An 18,259-nucleotide genomic window follows, 5' to 3' on the forward strand; every position below is an offset into this window, starting at 1 on the left:
ATGCTGATCGAGTAGGACGCGGAGCGGCCGTATCGAGATCAACCCCTCCTGGTGGCATACCTCAGTTTTGAGGGAAGCCCAGGTTGATGCCGCCGTGCGACGGGTCGAGCCAGCGTGACGTGATCGCCTTCTGCTGGGTGAAGAACCGCACGCCCTCCGCGCCGTGGGCCTTCGTGTCGCCGAAGAGCGACGACTTCCAGCCGCCGAAGGAGAACGTCGCGACCGGCACGGGGATCGGCACGTTGATGCCGATCATCCCGACCTCGACCTCGTTCTGGAAGCGGCGGGCCGCCCCGCCGTCGTTGGTGAAGATCGCGGTCCCGTTGCCGAAGGCGCCGTTGTTGATCAGCGCGACGCCCTCCTCGTAGGACTGCACGCGGACGATGGAGAGGACCGGTCCGAAGATCTCCTCGGTGTAGGCCTTCGAGGTGATCGGGACGTCGTCGAGCAGCGTCGGGCCGAGCCAGAAGCCGTTCTCGTCGCCGTCGACCTCGATGCCGCGGCCGTCGACGACGACCTTCGCGCCGTCCTCCTCCGCGATCGCGATGTAGGAGGCGACCTTGTCGCGGTGCGCCTCGGTGACCAGCGGGCCCATGTCGCAGCCGCGGCGCCCGTCGCCGATGCGCAGGGTCGCTGCCCGCTCCTGGATCTTCGCGATCAGCTCGTCGGCGACGGGCTCGACAGCCACGACGACCGAGATCGCCATGCAGCGCTCTCCCGCGGAGCCGAAGCCCGCGTTGATCGCGGAGTCCGCGACGAGGTCGAGATCCGCGTCGGGGAGCACCAGCATGTGGTTCTTCGCCCCGCCCAGCGCCTGGACGCGCTTGCCGTTGCGGGTGCCGGTCTCGTAGACGTACTGCGCGATCGGGGTGGAGCCGACGAAGGAGATCGACTTCACGTCGGGGTGCTCGAGGAGCCCGTCGACCGCGACCTTGTCGCCGTTCAGGACGGTGAAGACGCCGTCGGGGAGACCGGCCTCCTTCCAGAGCGCGCCGAGCCAGATCGCCGACGACGGGTCCTTCTCGGACGGCTTCACGACCACGGTGTTGCCGGCGGCGATCGCGATGGGGAAGAACCACATCGGCACCATCGCGGGGAAGTTGAACGGGCTGATGATGCCCACGACTCCGAGCGGCTGCTTGATGGAGTACACGTCGACGCCGGTGGAGACCTGCTCCGAGTACTCGCCCTTGAGGTGGTGCGCGAGGCCGGTCGCGAACTCGACGACCTCCTGGCCGCGGGTGATCTCGCCCATCGCATCGGAGAGGACCTTGCCGTGCTCCGAGGTGATGATCTCGGCGAGCTCGCCCTTCTTCGCCTCGAGCAGCTCGCGGAACTTGAACACGATCTGCTGGCGCTTGGCGAGCGAGGTGTCGCGCCAGGCGGGGAACGCGGCCTTGGCGGAGGCGACGGCCGCATCGATCTCGGCGGCGTCGGCCAGCGCGACCTCCTTGGTCGCGACGCCGAGCGCCGGGTCGTACACGGGCGCGGTGCGGCCGGACGACGAGGGCGAGGGGGCGCCGTCGATCCAGTGGCCGACGGTGGACAGCGAGGTGGCGGGCGACTCGGCGATGCTCATGGGGTCGAGGGTAGGCGGCGACGGCGCCGACGCGGGGGGCGGATGTGTCCAGGCACCGGGAGGTCGGATGGACGGAGCGGCACCACGGCTGGATCTCGATACGGCCGCTCCGCGGCCTACTCGATCAGCATGAAAGGGGGCGGCGCTGCCTCCGTCATCCCCAGGATGCGCGCACATGCTGGTCGAGTAGCCGCGCAGCGGCGTATCGAGACCCGGCCCTCTGCAGAACGGTGGATCTCGATACGGCCGCTGCGCGGCCTACTCGATCAACATGGGGCGCCGCAGGCGCGGCCTACTCGATCAGCAGGGAAGGGGGCGGCGCAGCCGCCGCCGCCGGCGCGAAGCGCGCCAGGGCCGCCGTGATGTTGTCCTGGCCGCCGCGCTCGTTGGCCCAGGCGACGAGCGCCTCCGCCAGCGCGACCGGATCGTCGCCGACGCGGGCGACGGCGTCGTGCAGCACGGCCGCGAGGTCGTCGGCGGGCGAGGCGTAGTTCCAGAGGCCGTCGGAGCAGACGAGCACCCAGCCCGGCTCGTCGAGCACGGTGGAGGCGAGGGTCGGCGACTCGTCGTGCGCGTCGGCGCCCAGCCACTTGGTGATCGCGTGCGCGTCGGGCGCGGACTCGGCCTCGGCGCGGGGCAAGCCCGAGGCGATCTGCTCCTGCGCCCAGGAGTCGTCGACGGTGAGCTGCCGCGCGGACCCCGCGTCGGGGATCCAGTAGCTGCGGCTGTCGCCGACGTTGCCGGTGACCAGGAGCGCGCCGTCGAGGATCGCCGCGGTGAAGGTGCAGGAGGGCGGGTTGTCGCGCTTCTCGGGCACCGCGGCGTCGATCGCTCCGGAGGCGCGCGCGACCGCCATCTGCAGCAGCGCGCCCCAGCGCTCGGCGCCGTGCACCTCGCCGCCGACCTCGCTGCGCAGCGCGCTCAGCGCGGCGCGGGCCGCGGCGAGGGAGGCGGCGTCGGAGTCGGGGGTCGAGGAGACGCCGTCGCAGACCACCAGCAGCGCGGTCCGCAGCCCGCCGTCCTCGCCGGCGGTCGCGCCGATCGCCATCGCGTCCTCGTTGGCGGCGTGCCGGATCCCGCGGTCGCAGACGCCGCCGACCAGCGGGTGCGGCGCCTCCGCCCAGTGCTCGCGCTCGGTCGGCGCGCGCTGACCGCACTGCTCGCAGTAGCCGTCGTCGGCGATCGCTCCCCCGCAGTGCAGGCAGGCCGTCCGCCCCTCCGAGCCGGCGGTGGGCGGCGCGGCCGCCGCGGCTGGAACGATCAGCGTCGTCCCGCAGGCCTCGCAGAAGGCGTCGCCGGTCGAGACCGGCTCGCCGCAGTTCGGGCAGGGCGTGGACAGCGCGGGGCTCGCGTCGCTCACGTCAGCGTCCAGCGGCGCACGGCGTTCGCCCGGTCGACGAGGCGCAGGCGCTCCTGCTTCTCGCGGGTGGCGGCCGCGAGCGAGCGGTAGGAGGTCTCGAGACCGTCGCGGAGGGCGGGCTCGGTGGCGTCGATCCCGCCGATCGTCGCGCCCTCGGCGGGCCCGTCGCGCCGGACCAGCTCGAGCGCCGACTCCAGCACCCCCGTCGTCAGCTCGAGCCGGGTGCGCGCGTCGATCGCCACCGTGTCGACGCTGGCGAGCGCCGCGGAGAGCGCCGGAAGTCCGCGCCCGGAGCCGGCCAGCAGCTCGGCGCGGCGGCGGCGCGCGTCGACGTAGGAGGAGCGGGTCGGCGTGACGATGTCGAGCGCGTCGAGCGCGCCGTCGAGGTCGGCCCGGTGCTGCCGGACCCGGGCGAGGCCGAAGGCGGCCGGCGCGGTGTAGTTCGCGTCGGCGCGGGCGCAGATCACGTAGAGCGACTCCGCCACCTCGGGCTCGCCGCTCGACTCGCAGGCGGCAGCGAGCGCGAGCTTGGGCGCGAGTTCGCCCGGCACCTGGCCGTAGACGGTGTTGAACGAGGCGCGGGCGCCGATGTCGTCGTGGCGGGCGAGCTGGGCCAGCCCGCTCATCCAGACCGCGCGCCACTCCCACGGGTCCTCGGTGAGGATCTCGCCGGTCGCGCGGGCGACGTCCTCCCAGCGCTCGGCCTCGATCGCCGCGCGGGCGCGGGCGAGCCGCACCTCGACGGTGACGGTCGGCGCGAGTGCGAGCGCGCGCAGCCGGACGATCGGGTCGGCGACGTTGACGCCCGCGAGCCAGGCGCGCGCCGCATCCGACTCGTCGGTCTTGAGCACGGGCAGCGCGTCCCAGGGCAGCGGCCGGTCGACCACGTCGGCGACGGGCGCCTCGAACAGCGCCGACTCGGTCGAGTGCAGCGCGGGGTGCCCCGGTCCGCGGTCGGTCGCGACGACCTCGCGCAGCACGCCGAGCAGCTGCCCGCGCATCTCGTCGACGGTCGCGAACCGGTCCTGCGGGTCGGGCGCGCAGGCCTTCGCGACCAGGCGGTAGAACGAGTCGTACTTCTGGAACAGCGGCGTCTCGGACACCGGCGGCAGCGAGGCGACGTAGGTCGTCTGGTTGCCGCGGAAGTCGAGGACGAGCGAGGCGATGGTCCGCCCGATCGTGTAGACGTCGGAGGCGATCGACGGCCCCAGCTCGGGCACCTCGGGCGCCTGGTAGCCGACGGTGCCGTAGATCGCCGACTCCTCGTCGTCGGCCCGGCGCACCCCGCCGAGGTCGATCAGCTTGACCTGGTCGCCGACCTGGATCATGTTGTCCGGCTTGAAGTCGCAGTAGAGCAGTCCGTGGTCGTGCAGGTAGGCGAAGGCGGGCATCACCTCGAGCACGAAGGCGAGCGCCTGGTCCACCGGCAGCGGGTCCGCGGACCCGCCGTTCGCGTCGCGGCGCTCCTTCAGGATCTGCTTGAGGCTGGGCCCGCCGACGTACTCCATCACGATGTAGCCGGCGCCCTCGTGCAGGACGAAGTTGTAGATCTCGACGATGAGCGGGTGCTCGACCTCGGCGAGGTACTGCCGCTCGGTGACCGCCGCGGCGTAGGCGTCCGGGTCGCCGGAGTTGAGCAGGCCCTTGAGCACGACCCAGCGGCCGGAGACGTTGCGGTCGCGGGCGAGGTAGATCCAGCCGAGCCCGCCGTAGGCGAGGCAGCCGACGACCTCGTACTGGCCGCCGACGACGTCGCCCTTCGCGAGCTGCGGTGTGAAGCTGAACGGGGTGCGGCAGTTGGGGCAGAAGCCCTCGGTGCGGCCGGCCTTGCCGTCGCGGCCTCGGCCGACCGCGGTGCCGCAGTTCGAGCAGAAGCGCTTGCGCTCGGGGAGCACCGCCTCCTTCATCAGCGCGGCCATCGGATCGGCGGCGGGACGGGAGGGGACGGTCGTCAGTCCGGCGCCGAGCCGCGGGCCGCGCAGGCGGGTCGAAGTGGTGCCGACGCGGCGGGTGGTCTTCGAGCCGGTCTGCGCGGTGCGGGCCGAGCCGAGCGCGGCGGTCGCCAGGCGGGCGGAGGAGGTGCGGCCGCTGCGGGCGGTCGCCGCCTCCTCGGTGCTGGATCCGACCGGGGCCTGCGCGTTCGGCGCGCCCTCGGCGAAGCCGGTGCCGAAGGCGGCGGAGGCGGTGGCCGGCGCGGGGCCGGCCGCGGGAGCGGGGCGGCGCGCGGTGGGAGCGGACACCGCGACGGCCGGCGCCTCCGCCGGCAGCCCGCAGACGTTGCAGTAGCCGTCCTCGATGACGCCGGTGCAGCCCGGGGTCGAGGTGCAGGGGTCGCCGTTCATGAGCTGGCCTTCCGGTGGTGCGAGGGAGACGGGGCGGTGGGCAGGTCGCGGGTGACCACGTCGTACTGCTCCACCAGGTGGCGGGCGAGCGGCACCGAGCAGGGCACCGCGTCGAGCGCGGCGCGGACCTCGGCGTCGGCCGCGACTCCGACGGGCGACGCGGCCCGGCCGTTGGCGGCGGCGCGCTCGCGCAGGGCCCGCAGCCGGAAGCCGAGGGCGGCCCGCTCGCGCAGCGGCGAGGTGTAGGCGGCCTCGACGGCGTCGAACGCCCGGCCGACGGCGGTGAGGCGGGCCAGGTGCGCGTCGAGCGCCTCTCGACCGCTCGGCGGCTCGCCGAGGCGCGAGACGTCAGGCACGGCGAGGCGGGGCGGATCCGCGATCTCGCGGCGGCAGCGGGCGACCAGCTCGCGCAGCGGCGCCTCGCGCAGCTCGGCGGCGGCGGCCAGCTCGCGGGCGCGGACCCGGTCGTGCTCGAGGCCGCGGCGCTCGGAGGCGGCGATGATCAGGTCGCGCTCGAGCCGGGCGGAGTCGCTCTCCAGCTGGCCGAGCGGACCGGAGACGTCGGCGCCGCGGCCGGCCTTCTCGGCGAGGGCGTCGAGTCGCGAGCGGAGCACCGCGACGCGCTGGGCGGCGGCTTGATCGACGGTGCCGCGCGCATCGCGGGTGAGGTCGCGGCAGCGCTCGATCTCGGCGCGCACCCCGACGATCCGGCCGGCGACGTCGGTGCCGCTCGGGTCGAGCTCCAGGCGCGACTTCAGCTGGCCGATCACGGCGTCGCAGAGCCGGACGGCCTCGACGAGCGAGACGGCGGCGCTGCCGCCCGAGCCGGAGGAGTCGAGGCGCCCCCAGATCAGCTGCGACATCCGCTCGCGCGCGACGGCGTCCACGCGGCCGGAGTCCCAGACGAGCTCGAGCTCGGCGAGACGACGGGTGACGGACTCGCGCAGCGACTGCGCGAGGACGACGTCGGCGGTGTAGCTGTCGGCCTGCGGCGAGGCGAGCGCGGCGGCGTCGAGCCGCGAGAGCTCGCGGGTCGTCCGCTCCAGCCAGCGGCCGAGCTGCGCGAGGTAGTCGAAGAGCTCGCGCTGCGGGATCGCCTCGCCCAGGCGCCCCGGAGCGACGGGCGTCCCCTCCGAGACACCCGCCCCCGAGACTCCCTGCGCGCTCGTCCCGGCCGCCATCAGCGCCCGTACACGGCGGCGGGCGGCGAGGCCGCGCCGAGCTCGCCGAGCCAGCGCTCGTAGATGCTCTGCCAGCGGCCGTCCGCGCGGATGCTCTCCAGCGCGGCGTTGACGAAGCGCACGTAGTCGGTGTCGCCGGCGGGCATCCCGAGGCCGTACGGCTCCTCGCTGAGCGGGTCGCCGATCACCTTGGCGTAGGGATCCTGCGCGACGAAGCCCGCGAGGATCGTGTCGTCGCCCGCGATCGCGTCGACGGATCCCTCCTGGAACTGCGCGAGGCACTGGGTGTGCGTGTCGGCGGCGACCGCCTCCACATCGGGGTAGTCGCTCTCGAGCCGGCTGAGCGTGGTGGTGCTCCGCGGCGCACAGACCTTCTGCCCGGCGAGCTCGGCGATGCTCGCCGCCGTGTTGCTCTCGGAGACGAGCACCTTGAGCCCCGCGGCGTAGTACTCGGAGGAGAAGGCGATGCTGTCCCAGCGGTCGCAGGTCATCGTGAGCGTCCGCGCGACCAGGTCGACCTGCGGAGTCGCGGCGTCGCCGCTGAGGGCGGGCAGACGCTGGGCCGAGGTGATCACGACGAACTCGATCGCGTCGGGGTTCCCGAGGATCGCGCGGGCGATCTCGCGGGCGATGTCGATGTCGAAGCCCTCGATCGCGCCGGTCAGCGGGTTCCGCGAGCTCATCAGCAGGGTGTCGGCCGAGACGCCGACGCGCAGCTGCCCGTTTTCCCGGATCGCCGCGAGCCGGGTGCTGTCGGTGACGCCGGTCGGCGCGTAGGACGTGACGGCCGACGGCGAGCACTCCGCGGTCGCGGGAGCGGCGCTGGACGACGCGGACGCCGTGGGGGTCGGCGTGGTCGCCTCGGTGATGGCACCGAGGTCGTCGGCGCCGGTGGTGCAGCCGGAGACGGCGAGCACGGTGCCGAGCAGGAGCGCGACGGCGCCCGTGCGCAGGGTGCTGAGGCGGGTCATCGGTACTCCTCCAGTCGCTGCGAGACGCCGCGCCAGGCGAGCAGGGCGCCCACCAGGCCGGCGGCGAGCAGGATCCAGGAGGCGATCGAGGCGGTCGTGCTCCCGTCGTCGAGCTCGGTGCGGGTCGCGTCCGCGTCGTCCACGATCGCCGTGCGCGCGTCGTTCGCGAAAGCGGTGAAGGCGGCGTTGGCGGTGCCGTCTCCGGTGGCGGTGGCGAGCCTCACCGCCTCGTCCCAGTTCCCGCCGTCGTCCTGCTCGCGGATCGCCCCGTGCAGGTCCAGCCACGCGTTCAGCTCCGTCAGCAATGCCCCGTCGACGATGCCGTCCTCGACACCGGCCTGCAGCCGGTCCCCCGCATCCTTCGCCGCCGCCTGGAACTCCGTCTCGAGCGCCGCTCCGGAGCCGCGCTTGATCAGCGTGAAGCTCTCCAGCGACTTCGCGTCGCTCGCCGCGGTGAGCGCCTGCGAGACGACGAGCGTCGCCTGGTACGGATCGGCGCGCACCGCCGCCGCGCGCCCGCCGATCGACCCGAGCAGGATCGTGCCGCCGATCCCGACCAGCAGCAGCAGTCCGGTGGCGGTCGCGAGCGGCCGGTTGAGATAGCGGTGCGTCCTGCGCGCCAGCCAGACCTGCGCCGCGACGAGCAGGAGCAGCATCGCCAGCGAGCCGATCAGCAGCAGGACGCTGAACCGCACGGTGTCGTAGGCCGCCGCGACGCGGTCGGCGCCGCGGGTGACGAGACCGTTGAGATCGGCGAGGATCCCCTCCTCACCGGTCAGCTGCGAGGACGCCTGGTCGAGGTACGCCGAGCCGACGGGGAAGCCCTGCCGGTTGTTGGCGCGGGCCTGCTCGATCAGTCCGCTGTAGGTGGTCAGCTTGGTGGCGACCTTCGCGAGGGTCCCGGCGTCGTCGGGGTGCGTCGCGGCGAGCTCGGCGATCCGCGAGGACGCGCCGGCGAGGTTGTCGACGTAGGTCTGCCGCTGCTCCGCGGGCTCGAGACCGCCGACCAGGAAGGTGTTCGCCGCGATCGCGTTGGCGTCGACGAGCAGGTTCCGCACGTCCTGCACACCGACGAGCTGCGCCGCCTGCTGACGCGCCTCCTCAGCGGCACGCGCCTGCAGCGATGCGGCCTGCTGGGCGAAGACGCCGAACAGCACGGCGGCCAGCGCGGTGAGCACGAGCAGCAGCCGCAGGGTGCGCGGAGTGGTCGAGGTAGCGCGGGAGAGCAGGTTCGGCCGCCGAGCGGCAGGCGCAGCCTGCGCGGGTGCGGGCGGAGCCGGCGGCGCGGCAGTGGCGATGCTCATGCGATCTCCTCGGTCGATGCGTCGGTCTCGGACTGCAGGTTCGGCAGCTCCGCCTCCGGCAGCTCCGCCTCCACCACGTCCTCCGCCTCCAGGGTCCGCAGCTCGTCGAGCGTCGGCTCCTCGGTGTCGCGCAGGCGCCAGGCGTGGCGCGCGATGGCCGCGTCGAGCACGTTGCGCACCCAGCGCCCGTTGCCGAACGCCTCGGTGCGCTCCTGCGCCGCGGCGACGTCGGCGAAGGCGGCGACCGCCTCCTCCGTCGGCGTGAAGTCGGCGGCGGCGGCGAGCCGCGCGAAGATCGCGGACAGCTCCTCGTCGCTGTAGTCCGCGAAGTCGATGGTGGTGGAGAAGCGGCTCGCGAGCCCGGGGTTGGTGTCGAGGAAGCCCTGCATCGGCCCGGAGTAGCCCGCGACGATGACGACCAGGTCGCCGCGGTGGTCCTCCATGTCCTTGACCAGGGTGGTCACCGCCTCCGCCCCGTACTGGTCGAGGGCGAGCGCGTAGGCCTCGTCGATGAACAGCACGCCGCCGCGGGCCGAGGCGATCACCTCGGCCGTCTTCATCGAGGTCTGGCCGAGGTAGCCGGCCACCAGCTCCGAGCGGTCGACCTCGACGAGCACGCCCTTGGAGAGGATGCCGAGCGAGCGGTAGATCCGCGAGACGAGCCGGGCGACGGTGGTCTTGCCGGTGCCGGGATTGCCGGTGAAGACGAGGTGCCGGGTGAGCGTCGGCGTGGTCAGCCCCGCAGCCTGGCGCAGGGTGTCGATCCGGAGCAGCTGGGTCTGCCGCTTGATCTCGCTCTTCACCCGGTCGAGGCCGATCAGCGCGTCGAGCTCGGCGAGCAGGTCCTCGATCGCCTCGGGCGGCTCGAGCGGCTCGGGCTCGGCTTCCGGCGCGGGAGAGGCGGGCGGCGCGGCGGCGACCGGTCCCGGCTCGTCCTGCGGCCCGTCGTGCTCGCTCCGCCGCAGCCGCGCGAGGATCTCGTCGACCCCGGGGACTCCGGCGGGAAGGTCGCGCGGAGCGGCGGGTGCCGACGTCGAAGGAGTCGGCACCGCCCCCAGCTGCGCCGCCGCCGTCGCCGACGCCGCCGCGATCCCGCCGATCCCCGGCTCCCCCAGCGCACTCGCCGCGGACACGACCTCGGTCAGCGCCCGCGCGTACGCCCCTGCCTGCTCCGACCGCGCCGCGACCAGCCCGGCGAGCAGATCCGTCGGCGAGCTGCGCCAGCGACGCGCGCTCGACGCCGCGGTGAAGAACGCCTCGAGGCCGCCGGTGGTCCCGGTCTCCGCGAGCCAGTCCTGCCCGGCCCCGGTGATCGACTCCGCGACCGCTGCCGCGAGCCGACCGCCCTCGGCGCGCACGGCGGCGCCGTCGAGCCCGGCCGCGGATCCGACCAGGACGAGCGCGTCGAGCGACGCCGCGAGCGCGCTCACGAGGCGCTCGGCGGGGTCAGCGAGCCGGGAGTGGTCGGCGTGGACGACGCAGGCGGCGCGTCGAGCCCGCTCGACAGCGACGACTCCGTGAACTTCTCGGCGAGGAACTGCCCGTGCGCGATCAGCGCCGAGGCGTCCTGCCGCGAAACGGCGTCCGAGATCCGGTCGAGGGTGCCCCCGAGCAGGTCGAGCTGGTCGCAGAGGATCATCAGCGAGGTCTTCCCCTTGTAGACGGCGCGGCGGTCGGCGAAGTCGCGCGGCAGGCGCAGGTAGCCCTCGACCGCCTCGGGCAGGTAGCTGGTGGCGGTGGCGACGACGGTGTGGCCCTGCCGGCTCATCCCGCCGAGGCGGTCCAGGCGCGGCACCATCTCGCGCACCGTCTCGTCGACCCGGCGGATGCGGGCCGCGACGATCGCCGGGACCTTCCCCGCCGTCTCCGCCGCGACCCGGTCGAGCGCCGCGAGGATGTCGTCGCTGGACGGCACGCGCGGGAGTGCGGGCGCGGTCTCCTCCGGCACCGGGTCGGTGCCGCCGAACAGGCGGGAGAGCCAGCCCATCGGCTAGCGGCCGAGATCGAGCGAGGAGGCCGCGTCGATGTCGGAGTTGCTGCGGCGGGCACGCTCGACGTACTCGCCGGCCTTCGCGGTCTCGACCTGGAGCACACCGACGGTCTGCGCCATGCTGTCGAGCGCCTTGATCTTGAAGTCCGAGATCGAGTCCATGGTCTGGTAGATGTTCGCGAACGCGGCCTGCAGCTGCGGGAGCCCGACCGTCGCCGACGCCGCCTGCGACTGGATGCTCGCGGACTGCTCGGCGAGCATCCGCGACGTCGCCTCGATCATGTTCGAGGTCGTCGTGTTGAGCGCGGTGATCTGGTCGAGCACGAGGCGCTGGTTGGCGAGCGCCTGCGCGACGATGACCGCGGTGCGCAGCGCCGAGACGGTCGTCGTGGTCGCTCGGTCGACGCCCTTGATCAGCTCGACGTTGTTCTTGATCACGACGTCGATCGCGAGATAGCCCTGGATCGAGACGGCCAGCTGGGTCAGCAGGTCCTGGTGCTTCTGCCGCGCGTAGAAGAGGACGTCCTCGCGCAGCGCTCGGGCGCGGTCCGGGTCGGTCGCGTCGAGCTCGGCGATCTTCGCCGACAGCTTCACGTCGAGGCGCTCGGCGACGTAGATGTACTCGTTGAGGCGCGTCATCGTGTCCCAGAGGTTCTGCTTCTCCAGGTTCAGCGCCGCGTTGTCCTTCCGCAGCTCGTCCTGGCCGTCGTAGAGCGCCTGGATGATGGCGTTGAGGTGCGACTGCGCGCTCTCGTAGCGGCGGAAGTAGTCGGTGATCTTGTTGCCGAAGGGGATGAACCCGAGGATCTTCTTCTGGATGTTGTCCTCGGAGGGATCGAGGTCCTCGACCGTGCGCCGGAGCTCCAGCAGCGTCTTGCCGATGGTCGAGCCCTCGGACAGGCCGCCCTCCTGCAGCGCCCGGACGGGCGTCTTGAGCAGGCGGTTCGAGGAGTCGGCCGCCGAGCGGATGTCGGCGTCGCCCATCGTGCGGATGTCGTTGGCCTTCGCCGCGAACTCGGGGCTGCGCGCCTCCGCGGACATCAGCGACGCGAGGTAGCCGTCGACCTTCGCCTCGAGCCCCGGCAGCGCCTGCTCGGGGACCTTCGGCGCGATCGACGGCGCCGAGGTGGTCGCGACGGCGGCGACGGGCTCGGGCGGCGTGAGCGAGAGGGCGTTCTGGGGCGGCTGCAGGGCCTCGGTCATCGGGGATCCTCACCGTAACGGGCGCGCACCGTGACCGGCGCTCGGCGCCGACTGGACGAACGTGCCGCAAGCATATCGCCGGGGAGTGAGGAGTCCCTCAGACTCCCGCAGGCCGCCGGCGCAGGGTCGCGACCGCCACGCCGCCCAGCGCGATCGCGCCGCCGATCAGCGCGGCGGCCGGCGGGGTCTCGGCGAGCAGGAGCCAGGACAGCAGCACCACGACGGCCGGGACCGCGTAGGTGGTGGCCGCCGTGCGCCCGGCGCTGGAGCGCGAGAGCACGTAGCCCCAGGTGGTGAAGGCGACGGCCGTCGGGAAGACGCCGAGGTAGACGACGGCGGCGATCGAGGAGGCGGGCGCGGCCTGCAGAGAGGCGAGCAGCTCCGGAGCGAACGGCAGGCAGGCGACGGTCGCGGCCAGGCAGCCGACCCAGGTCATGGTCATCGCGTCGACGTGCCCGAGCAGGCGCTTCTGCAGCGTCGCGGCGCCGCCGTAGAGCACCGCGGCAGCGAGGCCGAGGACGACGCCGATCACGTCGAACTGCCCGGAGGACGTCGAGAACGCGATCACCGCGACTCCGGCGAGCGCCACCGCCATGCCGCCGAGCAGGCGCCGCGGGAAGCCCTCGCCGAGCAGGAGGCCTGCGAGCACCGCGGTGATCATCGGCGCGATGTTGACCAGGAGCGCCGCGGTGCCGGCGTCGACGTGCCGCTCGGCCGCGTTGAGCGCGAGGTTGTAGACGCCGAACCAGGCGACACCCCAGACGAGCACGAGCAGGAGGATCCGGCCGCGCGGGACCCGGCTGCGCTCCGGCCGCGCGCCGTGGCGGCGTGCCGTGATCACGAGGCGGACGACCGTCAGGGCGATCGAGCCGACGACGATCCGGCCGAGGGTCAGCGCGCCGGGGCCGAAGTCGTCCGCGGCGAAGCGGATCCCGACGAAGGCCGAGGCCCAGAGCAGGACCGTCACGGCGATCGCCGACCAGAGCAGAACGGTGTCGCGGCTGCTCGGGGCGGTGGTGGCGGAGGGCGCGGTGCTGGTCATGGACCCATCGTGGCGGGGCGGCGGGCGTCAGCACCAGTCCACGGTTCTACCGGATCGTGCAGTGCGGCTTCATCGTCGCTAGTGTCGGTGCATGCTCGACGTCCAGCGTCTCCGCGTCCTCCGCGCCGTCGTCGCGGCCGGCTCGATCGTCGGCGCCGCGTCGTCGCTCGGCTACACGCCGTCGGCGATCAGCCAGCACCTCGCCGCGCTGCAGCGCGAGACCGGGCTGACCCTGCTCGAGAGGGTCGGGCGAGGCGTCCGGCCGACCGCGGCGGGCCGCACCCTCGCCGAGCAGGCCGACCGGGTGCTCGAGCGGCTCGGCGAGGCGGAGGCGGTCGTCGCCGACCTGCGCGCGGGGCGGGCCGGCCGGCTCTCGATGACCTACTTCGCCTCCGTCGGCAGCGCCTGGATGCCCGAGGTGGCGCGGCGGCTGATCGCCGGCTTCCCGCAGCTGGCGCTCGATCTGCGCCTGGGCGAGGAGGTGGCGGAGGACCCGGCCGAGCGGCCCGACGTGCAGCTGCTGGTCGCCGAGCCGGGCGGGTCGGCCGACTCCCCCGGGTTCGTGGCGCACCACCTCATCGACGACCCGTATCTCGCCGTGCTGAGCCGCTCGCATCCGCTCGCCGAGCGCGCCGAGATCGAGCTGGCCGAGATCGCGGGCGACCGCTGGATCGACAACGACCTGCCGACCGGCTGGTGTCGCCGGACCCTCGTCGACGCGTGCGCGGCGGCGAGCTTCACGCCCCGCTTCCACGTGCAGGCGAACGACCACGTCACGGCGGTCGCCTTCGTCGCCGCGGGGATGGGGCTGACGGTGCTGCCGGCGCTGGCCGCGCAGGCGCTCCCGCCGGGGCTCGTCGCGGTGCCGCTCGTGCGGCCGCGCCCGCTGCGATCGATCCACGCGGTGGTGCGCGGATCGGTGGCGTCGTCCGCGCCGGTGCGGGTCGCGGTCTCGGCGCTCGTGGAGCTCGCCGGAGCCGGCTCCGGGCGGTGAATCGCGCCGCGGATGCCGCGGGGCGCGCCGATACGGCGCCGGACAGGCCGGTTCGCAGCAGCGGGGAGCACGATGGCCGCGTGACCTCCGTCGAATCCGTGACCCGCTCCGCGCCCGCGCTCGGCGGGCCGCGCATCCTCCGCCAGCGCTGGACCGAGGCCGCCTTCCTGCACTGGCGCGTCGACCCGGCGCTGGTCGCCCCGCACCTGCCGCCCGGCGTGCGCCCGGACGAGCACGACGGCGCGTCGTGGGTCGGCCTCATCCCGTTCCGGCTGTCGCGGACGGCGTTCCTCGGCGGGCCGCGCGTGCCATGGCTGGGGACCTTCCCCGAGGTGAACGTGCGGCTCTACTCGATCGACCGGCACGGGCGCCGCGGAGTCGTCTTCGTCTCGCTCGAGGCGTCCCACCTGCTGCCCGTGCTGGTCGCGCAGGCCGTCTTCGGCCTGCCCTACCGCTGGGCGCGGATGGGGATCGAGCACCGCCACGGCGCGGTGATCTACACGACCGAGCGGATCGGCGCCCCCGCGGCGCGCTCGCGGATCGTGGTGCGGCCGACCCCCGGCACCGACGCGTCCGAGGACCCGCTCGCCGGCTTCCTGACCTCGCGCTGGGCCTACCACGAGCGCCACCTTGGCTCCACCTGGTACGGCCGCAACCTGCACCGGCCGTGGCCGCTGCAGCGCGCGGAGCTGCTCGCGCTCGACGACGGGCTGCTCGAGGTCGCGGGCTTCCCGGGGCTGGCGACGCGGGCGCCGGACTCGGTGCTGTACTCGCCGGGCGTGGAGACGGTGTTCACGGTGCCGCGAAGGGTGTGACACTAGCGGTCCCCAAAAGGGGGTGGCGAATCGCACGATCATCGGTGAGCATTCACCGGGACAGAGCCTTTCCGCCTCGACGAGGAGACCCGTGGAATTCACCGAACGACTGATCGCCCTTGCGACGAAGGTCACGCAGCAGCGCGACATCATCCAGACCGAGGAGGCGACGAAGAACGCCTTCGTCATGCCTTTCATCTCCACGATCCTCGGCTATGACGTCTTCAACCCGCTCGAGGTCGTCCCCGAATTCATCGCCGATGTCGGCGTGAAAAAGGGCGAGAAGATCGACTACGCGATCGTGCACAACGGCGATGTCCAGATGCTCGTCGAGTGCAAGAAGTCGAGTGAGCCGCTCAAGATCGAGCACGCCTCGCAGCTCTTCCGGTACTTCGCGGTGACCAACGCCCGGATCGCGATCCTCACCAACGGTGAGCAGTACCACTTCTACACGGACCTCGACGCTCCGAACCGGATGGACGCCAAGCCCTTCCTCGTCCTGGATCTGACCGACATCGACGAGACGCTGATCCCGGAGCTGGTGAAGCTGACGAAGGAGGTCTTCGACCTCGACTCGATCATCAGCGCGGCCGGCGAACTCAAGTACATCGGCCAGCTGAAGCGCGAGCTGGCTGCTCAGTTCGCCTCTCCCTCGGACGAGTGGGTGAAGTTCTTCACGACGCGCGTCTACGAGGGCGGTGCTTACACGCAGAAGGTGCGGGAGCAGTTCACGGCACTGGTGACGAAGGCCTCGAAGCAGTTCCTCAACGAACAGGTGAATGAGCGGTTGAAGACGGCGTTGGGAGCCCCGAACTTCCCGCGGACGGAGATGATCGCCGCCGAGCAGGCGGTGACCAGCCAGGCCGTCGTCGAGGAGGAGCTCGAGGATCAGAGCGACATCGAGACCACGCTCGAGGAGCTCGAGGGCTATCAGATCGTGAAGGCCATCGCCTGCAGCGAGGTCAAGGTGAGCAGAATCGCCTCCCGCGATGCGAAGTCGTACTTCGCGATCATCATCGACGACAACAACCGCAAGCCCGTCGCGCGGCTGCACTTCAACCGCAAGCAGAAGCACCTCGGGACGTTCGATCAGGAGAAGACCGAGACGCGGCACGCGATCTCGACGCTGGACGAGATCTACGAGTACGCGAACACCATCCGGGAGACGGTGCGCGCATACGCCTAGCCGGAGCACTCGGCGAACCGGTCGCTCCTCCACAGCATCGGTCTCGAGGGGTTCTCCACCGGTCGGGCCTAGTGGCCGGCTGAGTGTCGGTGGTCTGTGGAACCATCCTCGTATGGTTCAGAACGAGGACGGGGCACGGCCCCGCGAGGTGCGCGAGGGCTCGCAGGGGGCGCTCCGGTCGGCGGTCGATGCGGTGTGCGCGGTCGATCCGCTGCGGGCGCGAGCGGAGGCTCAGCGCGCCGAGCTGGTCGAGCGCGCCCGGCTCGCGGCGACGGCCTCGCAGGAGGCGCTCATCGATCCGCTGGTGCGCAGCAGAGCGGAGCGGAGGGAGGCGGCGGAGCGGGCGCTCGTCGCCGAGCTCGCGACCGCACTGCGGATGTCGGAGGCGCACGTCACCGGGTTGATCGAGGAGAGCCGGCTGCTCGTCAACGAGCTCCCGCAGACCCTGGCCGCTCTGCGCGAGGGTCGGATCTCGCCGGAGCACGCGCGGGTGATCCTCCGCGCGGCCGTCGAGCTGCCGCCCGAGGTGCGTGGGCGCCTCGACGAGGAGGCCGCCATGGTCGCGGCCGATCGGACTCCCCCGCAACTGCAGCGACGACTCCGCGCGCTCCGCGAGCGGCTGCATCCCGAGTCGCTTCGCGAGCGCCACCGGCGCTGCGCCGCGCGGCGAGGCGTCTGGCTCGACGGCGACAGCGACGGCATGGCCACCCTGCTCCTGCACCTTTCCGCTCCCCAGGCGCAGGGCGCCTTCGACCGCATCGATCGCGCGGCGCGCTCCCTGCACGAGCTGCCCGGCGAGAAGCGGACGATCGGGCAGCTGCGGGCCGACGTCGGAGCGGCGCTCCTGATCGACGGCGAGACCGACGGCGCCGAGCGACGCTCGACGGGCACCGCCGTTCCGGTCGGGATCCGGCCGCGGGTCGCGGTCACCGTCCCCGTCCTCACGCTCCTCGGCCGCTCCGACGAGCCCGGAACCCTCGAGGGCTACGGGCCGATCGACCCCGAGACCGCTCGTCGGCTCGCGGCCGACGCGCCCTCCTTCACGCGGATCCTCACCCACCCGGAGACCGGCGCGGTGCTCTCCGTGGGACGCACCTCCTACCGGGTGCCTGCCGATCTGCGGCGCTACCTGCTGCACCGTGACGAGACCTGCCGCTTCCCCGGCTGCACGCGGGCGGCCTCCGGCGGCGACGTCGACCACGGCGTCGAGTGGCAGCACGGCGGCCGCACCGACGCCGACAACCTCGCCCACCTCTGCCGCCACCACCACCGGCTCCGGCACACCACCAGCTGGCAGGTCGAGCACCGGCCCGCCGGAGTCCTGCGCTGGACGAGCCCGACCGGCAGGCGGCACGTCACCCGTCCGGCGCATTCCGGGCCGCCGAGAGGCCGCGCGGCGCCGGTCGGGGAACCGGACGCCGTGAAGGACGAGCCACCGCCGTTCTGAGGCCGGGAGGGTGTCGGTGCGAGGATCGGAGGAGATGGAGAACGAGAGCGGGGAGCCCCTGATGACCGCGGCATCGACGTGCCTGATCGAAGTCGTCCGCGAGGGCTGGGCGATGGACTGCTGCGGCGCGCCGTTCGCGGTCGGGGACCGGGTCACCTGGTCGCTTCTCGCCTACCCGGCTCGACCGACGGGTCCGGCTCGCTACGCGGAGGAGCACCATCAGGCCCTGCCTGACGCGCTCCCGGTGACCGGGGTCGTGCGCGGGATCGTCGGCGAGATTGTGCTCGGCAGCATCCCGGCGATCGGCGAGGGTGGCGTCCTCGTGCCGGACCCCTCGAAGCGGAGACTGCAGCGCCTCGCGTCCTGGGACCGCTCCACCGGCGGCGCGACCCTCCGCGTCGCCCTCGAGATCGACGCTCACGCCGAACTCCCGCCGCCGTGGGAGCCGGCGGCTACCGCCCAGGGCGCTCGGACGCCACCGCCCGAGGTCGTCGCCGCTCTGCACGCCCTGCTCGTCCGGATCCACGGCGCCTGGCGCGGGCGGGTGCGCATCCGTTCCGTCGAGCGCGGCAGGAAGGCGAGCATCCTCCCGGTCGCAGCAGGCGCCGGCGAGCTGCACTGGGCGCTCGGACCGGAGAACCTCGTTGTCAGCCTCGGCTACGACCGCGTGATCCTGCCCGGCGACCTCGAGGGCGTCGCCCGGCTCGAGGTCATCGCCGACGAAGTCGCCCGCGGAGTCGTCCGTCAGGACCCGCCGATCACGAGTCAAGGGGTCCTACTGATGCCCGCCCGCAGGCGTAGGGTTCCCACTTCGGCCTGGTGAGAACCGGCTCGCGCGCTCAGCT

15 protein-coding genes are annotated in these 18,259 nt (G+C 73.1%); 5 read left to right on the plus strand and 10 right to left on the minus strand.

Annotated features, from left to right (window positions below):
- Nucleotides 1–61: 61 nt before the first annotated feature.
- The 10 genes from HQQ86_RS05580 to HQQ86_RS05625 form a co-directional block, all read right to left on the minus strand.
- A complete protein-coding gene (locus tag HQQ86_RS05580; protein WP_301952250.1) occupies nucleotides 62–1,579 on the minus strand; it encodes a CoA-acylating methylmalonate-semialdehyde dehydrogenase in 1,518 nt (505 codons plus the stop codon).
- 292 nt (nucleotides 1,580–1,871) lie between these two features.
- The gene (locus HQQ86_RS05585) at nucleotides 1,872–2,939 is read right to left on the minus strand and encodes a PP2C family serine/threonine-protein phosphatase (protein ID WP_173287096.1); all 1,068 of its coding nucleotides are present in this window, start codon (nucleotides 2,937–2,939) and stop codon (nucleotides 1,872–1,874) included.
- Complete coding sequence (locus HQQ86_RS05590) at nucleotides 2,936–5,281, minus strand: serine/threonine-protein kinase (RefSeq protein ID WP_173287098.1); 2,346 nt, start codon at nucleotides 5,279–5,281, stop codon at nucleotides 2,936–2,938. Before HQQ86_RS05590 ends, HQQ86_RS05585 begins: the two co-directional genes overlap by 4 nt.
- Nucleotides 5,278–6,462 carry a hypothetical protein gene (locus HQQ86_RS05595; protein ID WP_173287100.1) on the minus strand — a complete coding sequence of 395 codons (1,185 nt, stop codon included), beginning with the start codon at nucleotides 6,460–6,462 and terminating at the stop codon, nucleotides 5,278–5,280. The genes HQQ86_RS05590 and HQQ86_RS05595 overlap by 4 nt, the downstream gene beginning before the upstream one ends.
- Nucleotides 6,462–7,433, minus strand: coding sequence for a glutamate ABC transporter substrate-binding protein (locus tag HQQ86_RS05600; protein WP_173287102.1), 972 nt, complete (start codon nucleotides 7,431–7,433; stop codon nucleotides 6,462–6,464). The genes HQQ86_RS05595 and HQQ86_RS05600 overlap by 1 nt, the downstream gene beginning before the upstream one ends.
- A complete protein-coding gene (locus tag HQQ86_RS05605) occupies nucleotides 7,430–8,737 on the minus strand; it encodes a hypothetical protein (protein ID WP_173287104.1) in 1,308 nt (435 codons plus the stop codon). The genes HQQ86_RS05600 and HQQ86_RS05605 overlap by 4 nt, the downstream gene beginning before the upstream one ends.
- Nucleotides 8,734–10,167 (minus strand): AAA family ATPase, encoded by a 1,434-nt coding sequence (locus HQQ86_RS05610; RefSeq protein WP_173287106.1) that lies wholly within the window; start codon nucleotides 10,165–10,167, stop codon nucleotides 8,734–8,736. Before HQQ86_RS05610 ends, HQQ86_RS05605 begins: the two co-directional genes overlap by 4 nt.
- On the minus strand, nucleotides 10,164–10,724 hold the full coding sequence (locus HQQ86_RS20890; RefSeq protein ID WP_173250690.1) for a hypothetical protein: 561 nt from the start codon (nucleotides 10,722–10,724) through the stop codon (nucleotides 10,164–10,166). Before HQQ86_RS20890 ends, HQQ86_RS05610 begins: the two co-directional genes overlap by 4 nt.
- A gap of 3 nt (nucleotides 10,725–10,727) precedes the next feature.
- The gene (locus tag HQQ86_RS05620) at nucleotides 10,728–11,930 is read right to left on the minus strand and encodes a toxic anion resistance protein (protein WP_123444926.1); all 1,203 of its coding nucleotides are present in this window, start codon (nucleotides 11,928–11,930) and stop codon (nucleotides 10,728–10,730) included.
- A gap of 97 nt (nucleotides 11,931–12,027) precedes the next feature.
- The gene (locus HQQ86_RS05625) at nucleotides 12,028–12,972 is read right to left on the minus strand and encodes a DMT family transporter (RefSeq protein WP_173287108.1); all 945 of its coding nucleotides are present in this window, start codon (nucleotides 12,970–12,972) and stop codon (nucleotides 12,028–12,030) included.
- Nucleotides 12,973–13,063: 91 nt separating this feature from the next.
- Here HQQ86_RS05625 and HQQ86_RS05630 point away from each other — a divergent pair, with 91 nt between their 5' ends.
- The 5 genes from HQQ86_RS05630 to HQQ86_RS05650 all read left to right on the plus strand — a co-directional run bounded on the left by HQQ86_RS05630 (nucleotide 13,064) and on the right by HQQ86_RS05650 (nucleotide 18,237).
- Nucleotides 13,064–13,966 (plus strand): LysR family transcriptional regulator, encoded by a 903-nt coding sequence (locus HQQ86_RS05630; protein WP_173287111.1) that lies wholly within the window; start codon nucleotides 13,064–13,066, stop codon nucleotides 13,964–13,966.
- Nucleotides 13,967–14,046: 80 nt separating this feature from the next.
- Nucleotides 14,047–14,781, plus strand: a complete 735-nt coding sequence (locus HQQ86_RS05635) for a YqjF family protein (RefSeq protein ID WP_367948553.1) — start codon at nucleotides 14,047–14,049, stop codon at nucleotides 14,779–14,781.
- 91 nt (nucleotides 14,782–14,872) lie between these two features.
- Nucleotides 14,873–15,967 carry a type I restriction endonuclease gene (locus HQQ86_RS05640; RefSeq protein ID WP_173287113.1) on the plus strand — a complete coding sequence of 365 codons (1,095 nt, stop codon included), beginning with the start codon at nucleotides 14,873–14,875 and terminating at the stop codon, nucleotides 15,965–15,967.
- 112 nt (nucleotides 15,968–16,079) lie between these two features.
- Complete coding sequence (locus HQQ86_RS05645) at nucleotides 16,080–17,414, plus strand: HNH endonuclease signature motif containing protein (RefSeq protein ID WP_173287115.1); 1,335 nt, start codon at nucleotides 16,080–16,082, stop codon at nucleotides 17,412–17,414.
- A 34-nt stretch (nucleotides 17,415–17,448) separates the two neighbouring features.
- Nucleotides 17,449–18,237, plus strand: a complete 789-nt coding sequence (locus HQQ86_RS05650) for a DUF6578 domain-containing protein (RefSeq protein ID WP_173287117.1) — start codon at nucleotides 17,449–17,451, stop codon at nucleotides 18,235–18,237.
- Nucleotides 18,238–18,259 lie beyond the last annotated feature (22 nt).

Source organism: Rathayibacter sp. VKM Ac-2857 (genome assembly GCF_013205025.1).
GTDB lineage: Bacteria > Actinomycetota > Actinomycetes > Actinomycetales > Microbacteriaceae > Rathayibacter.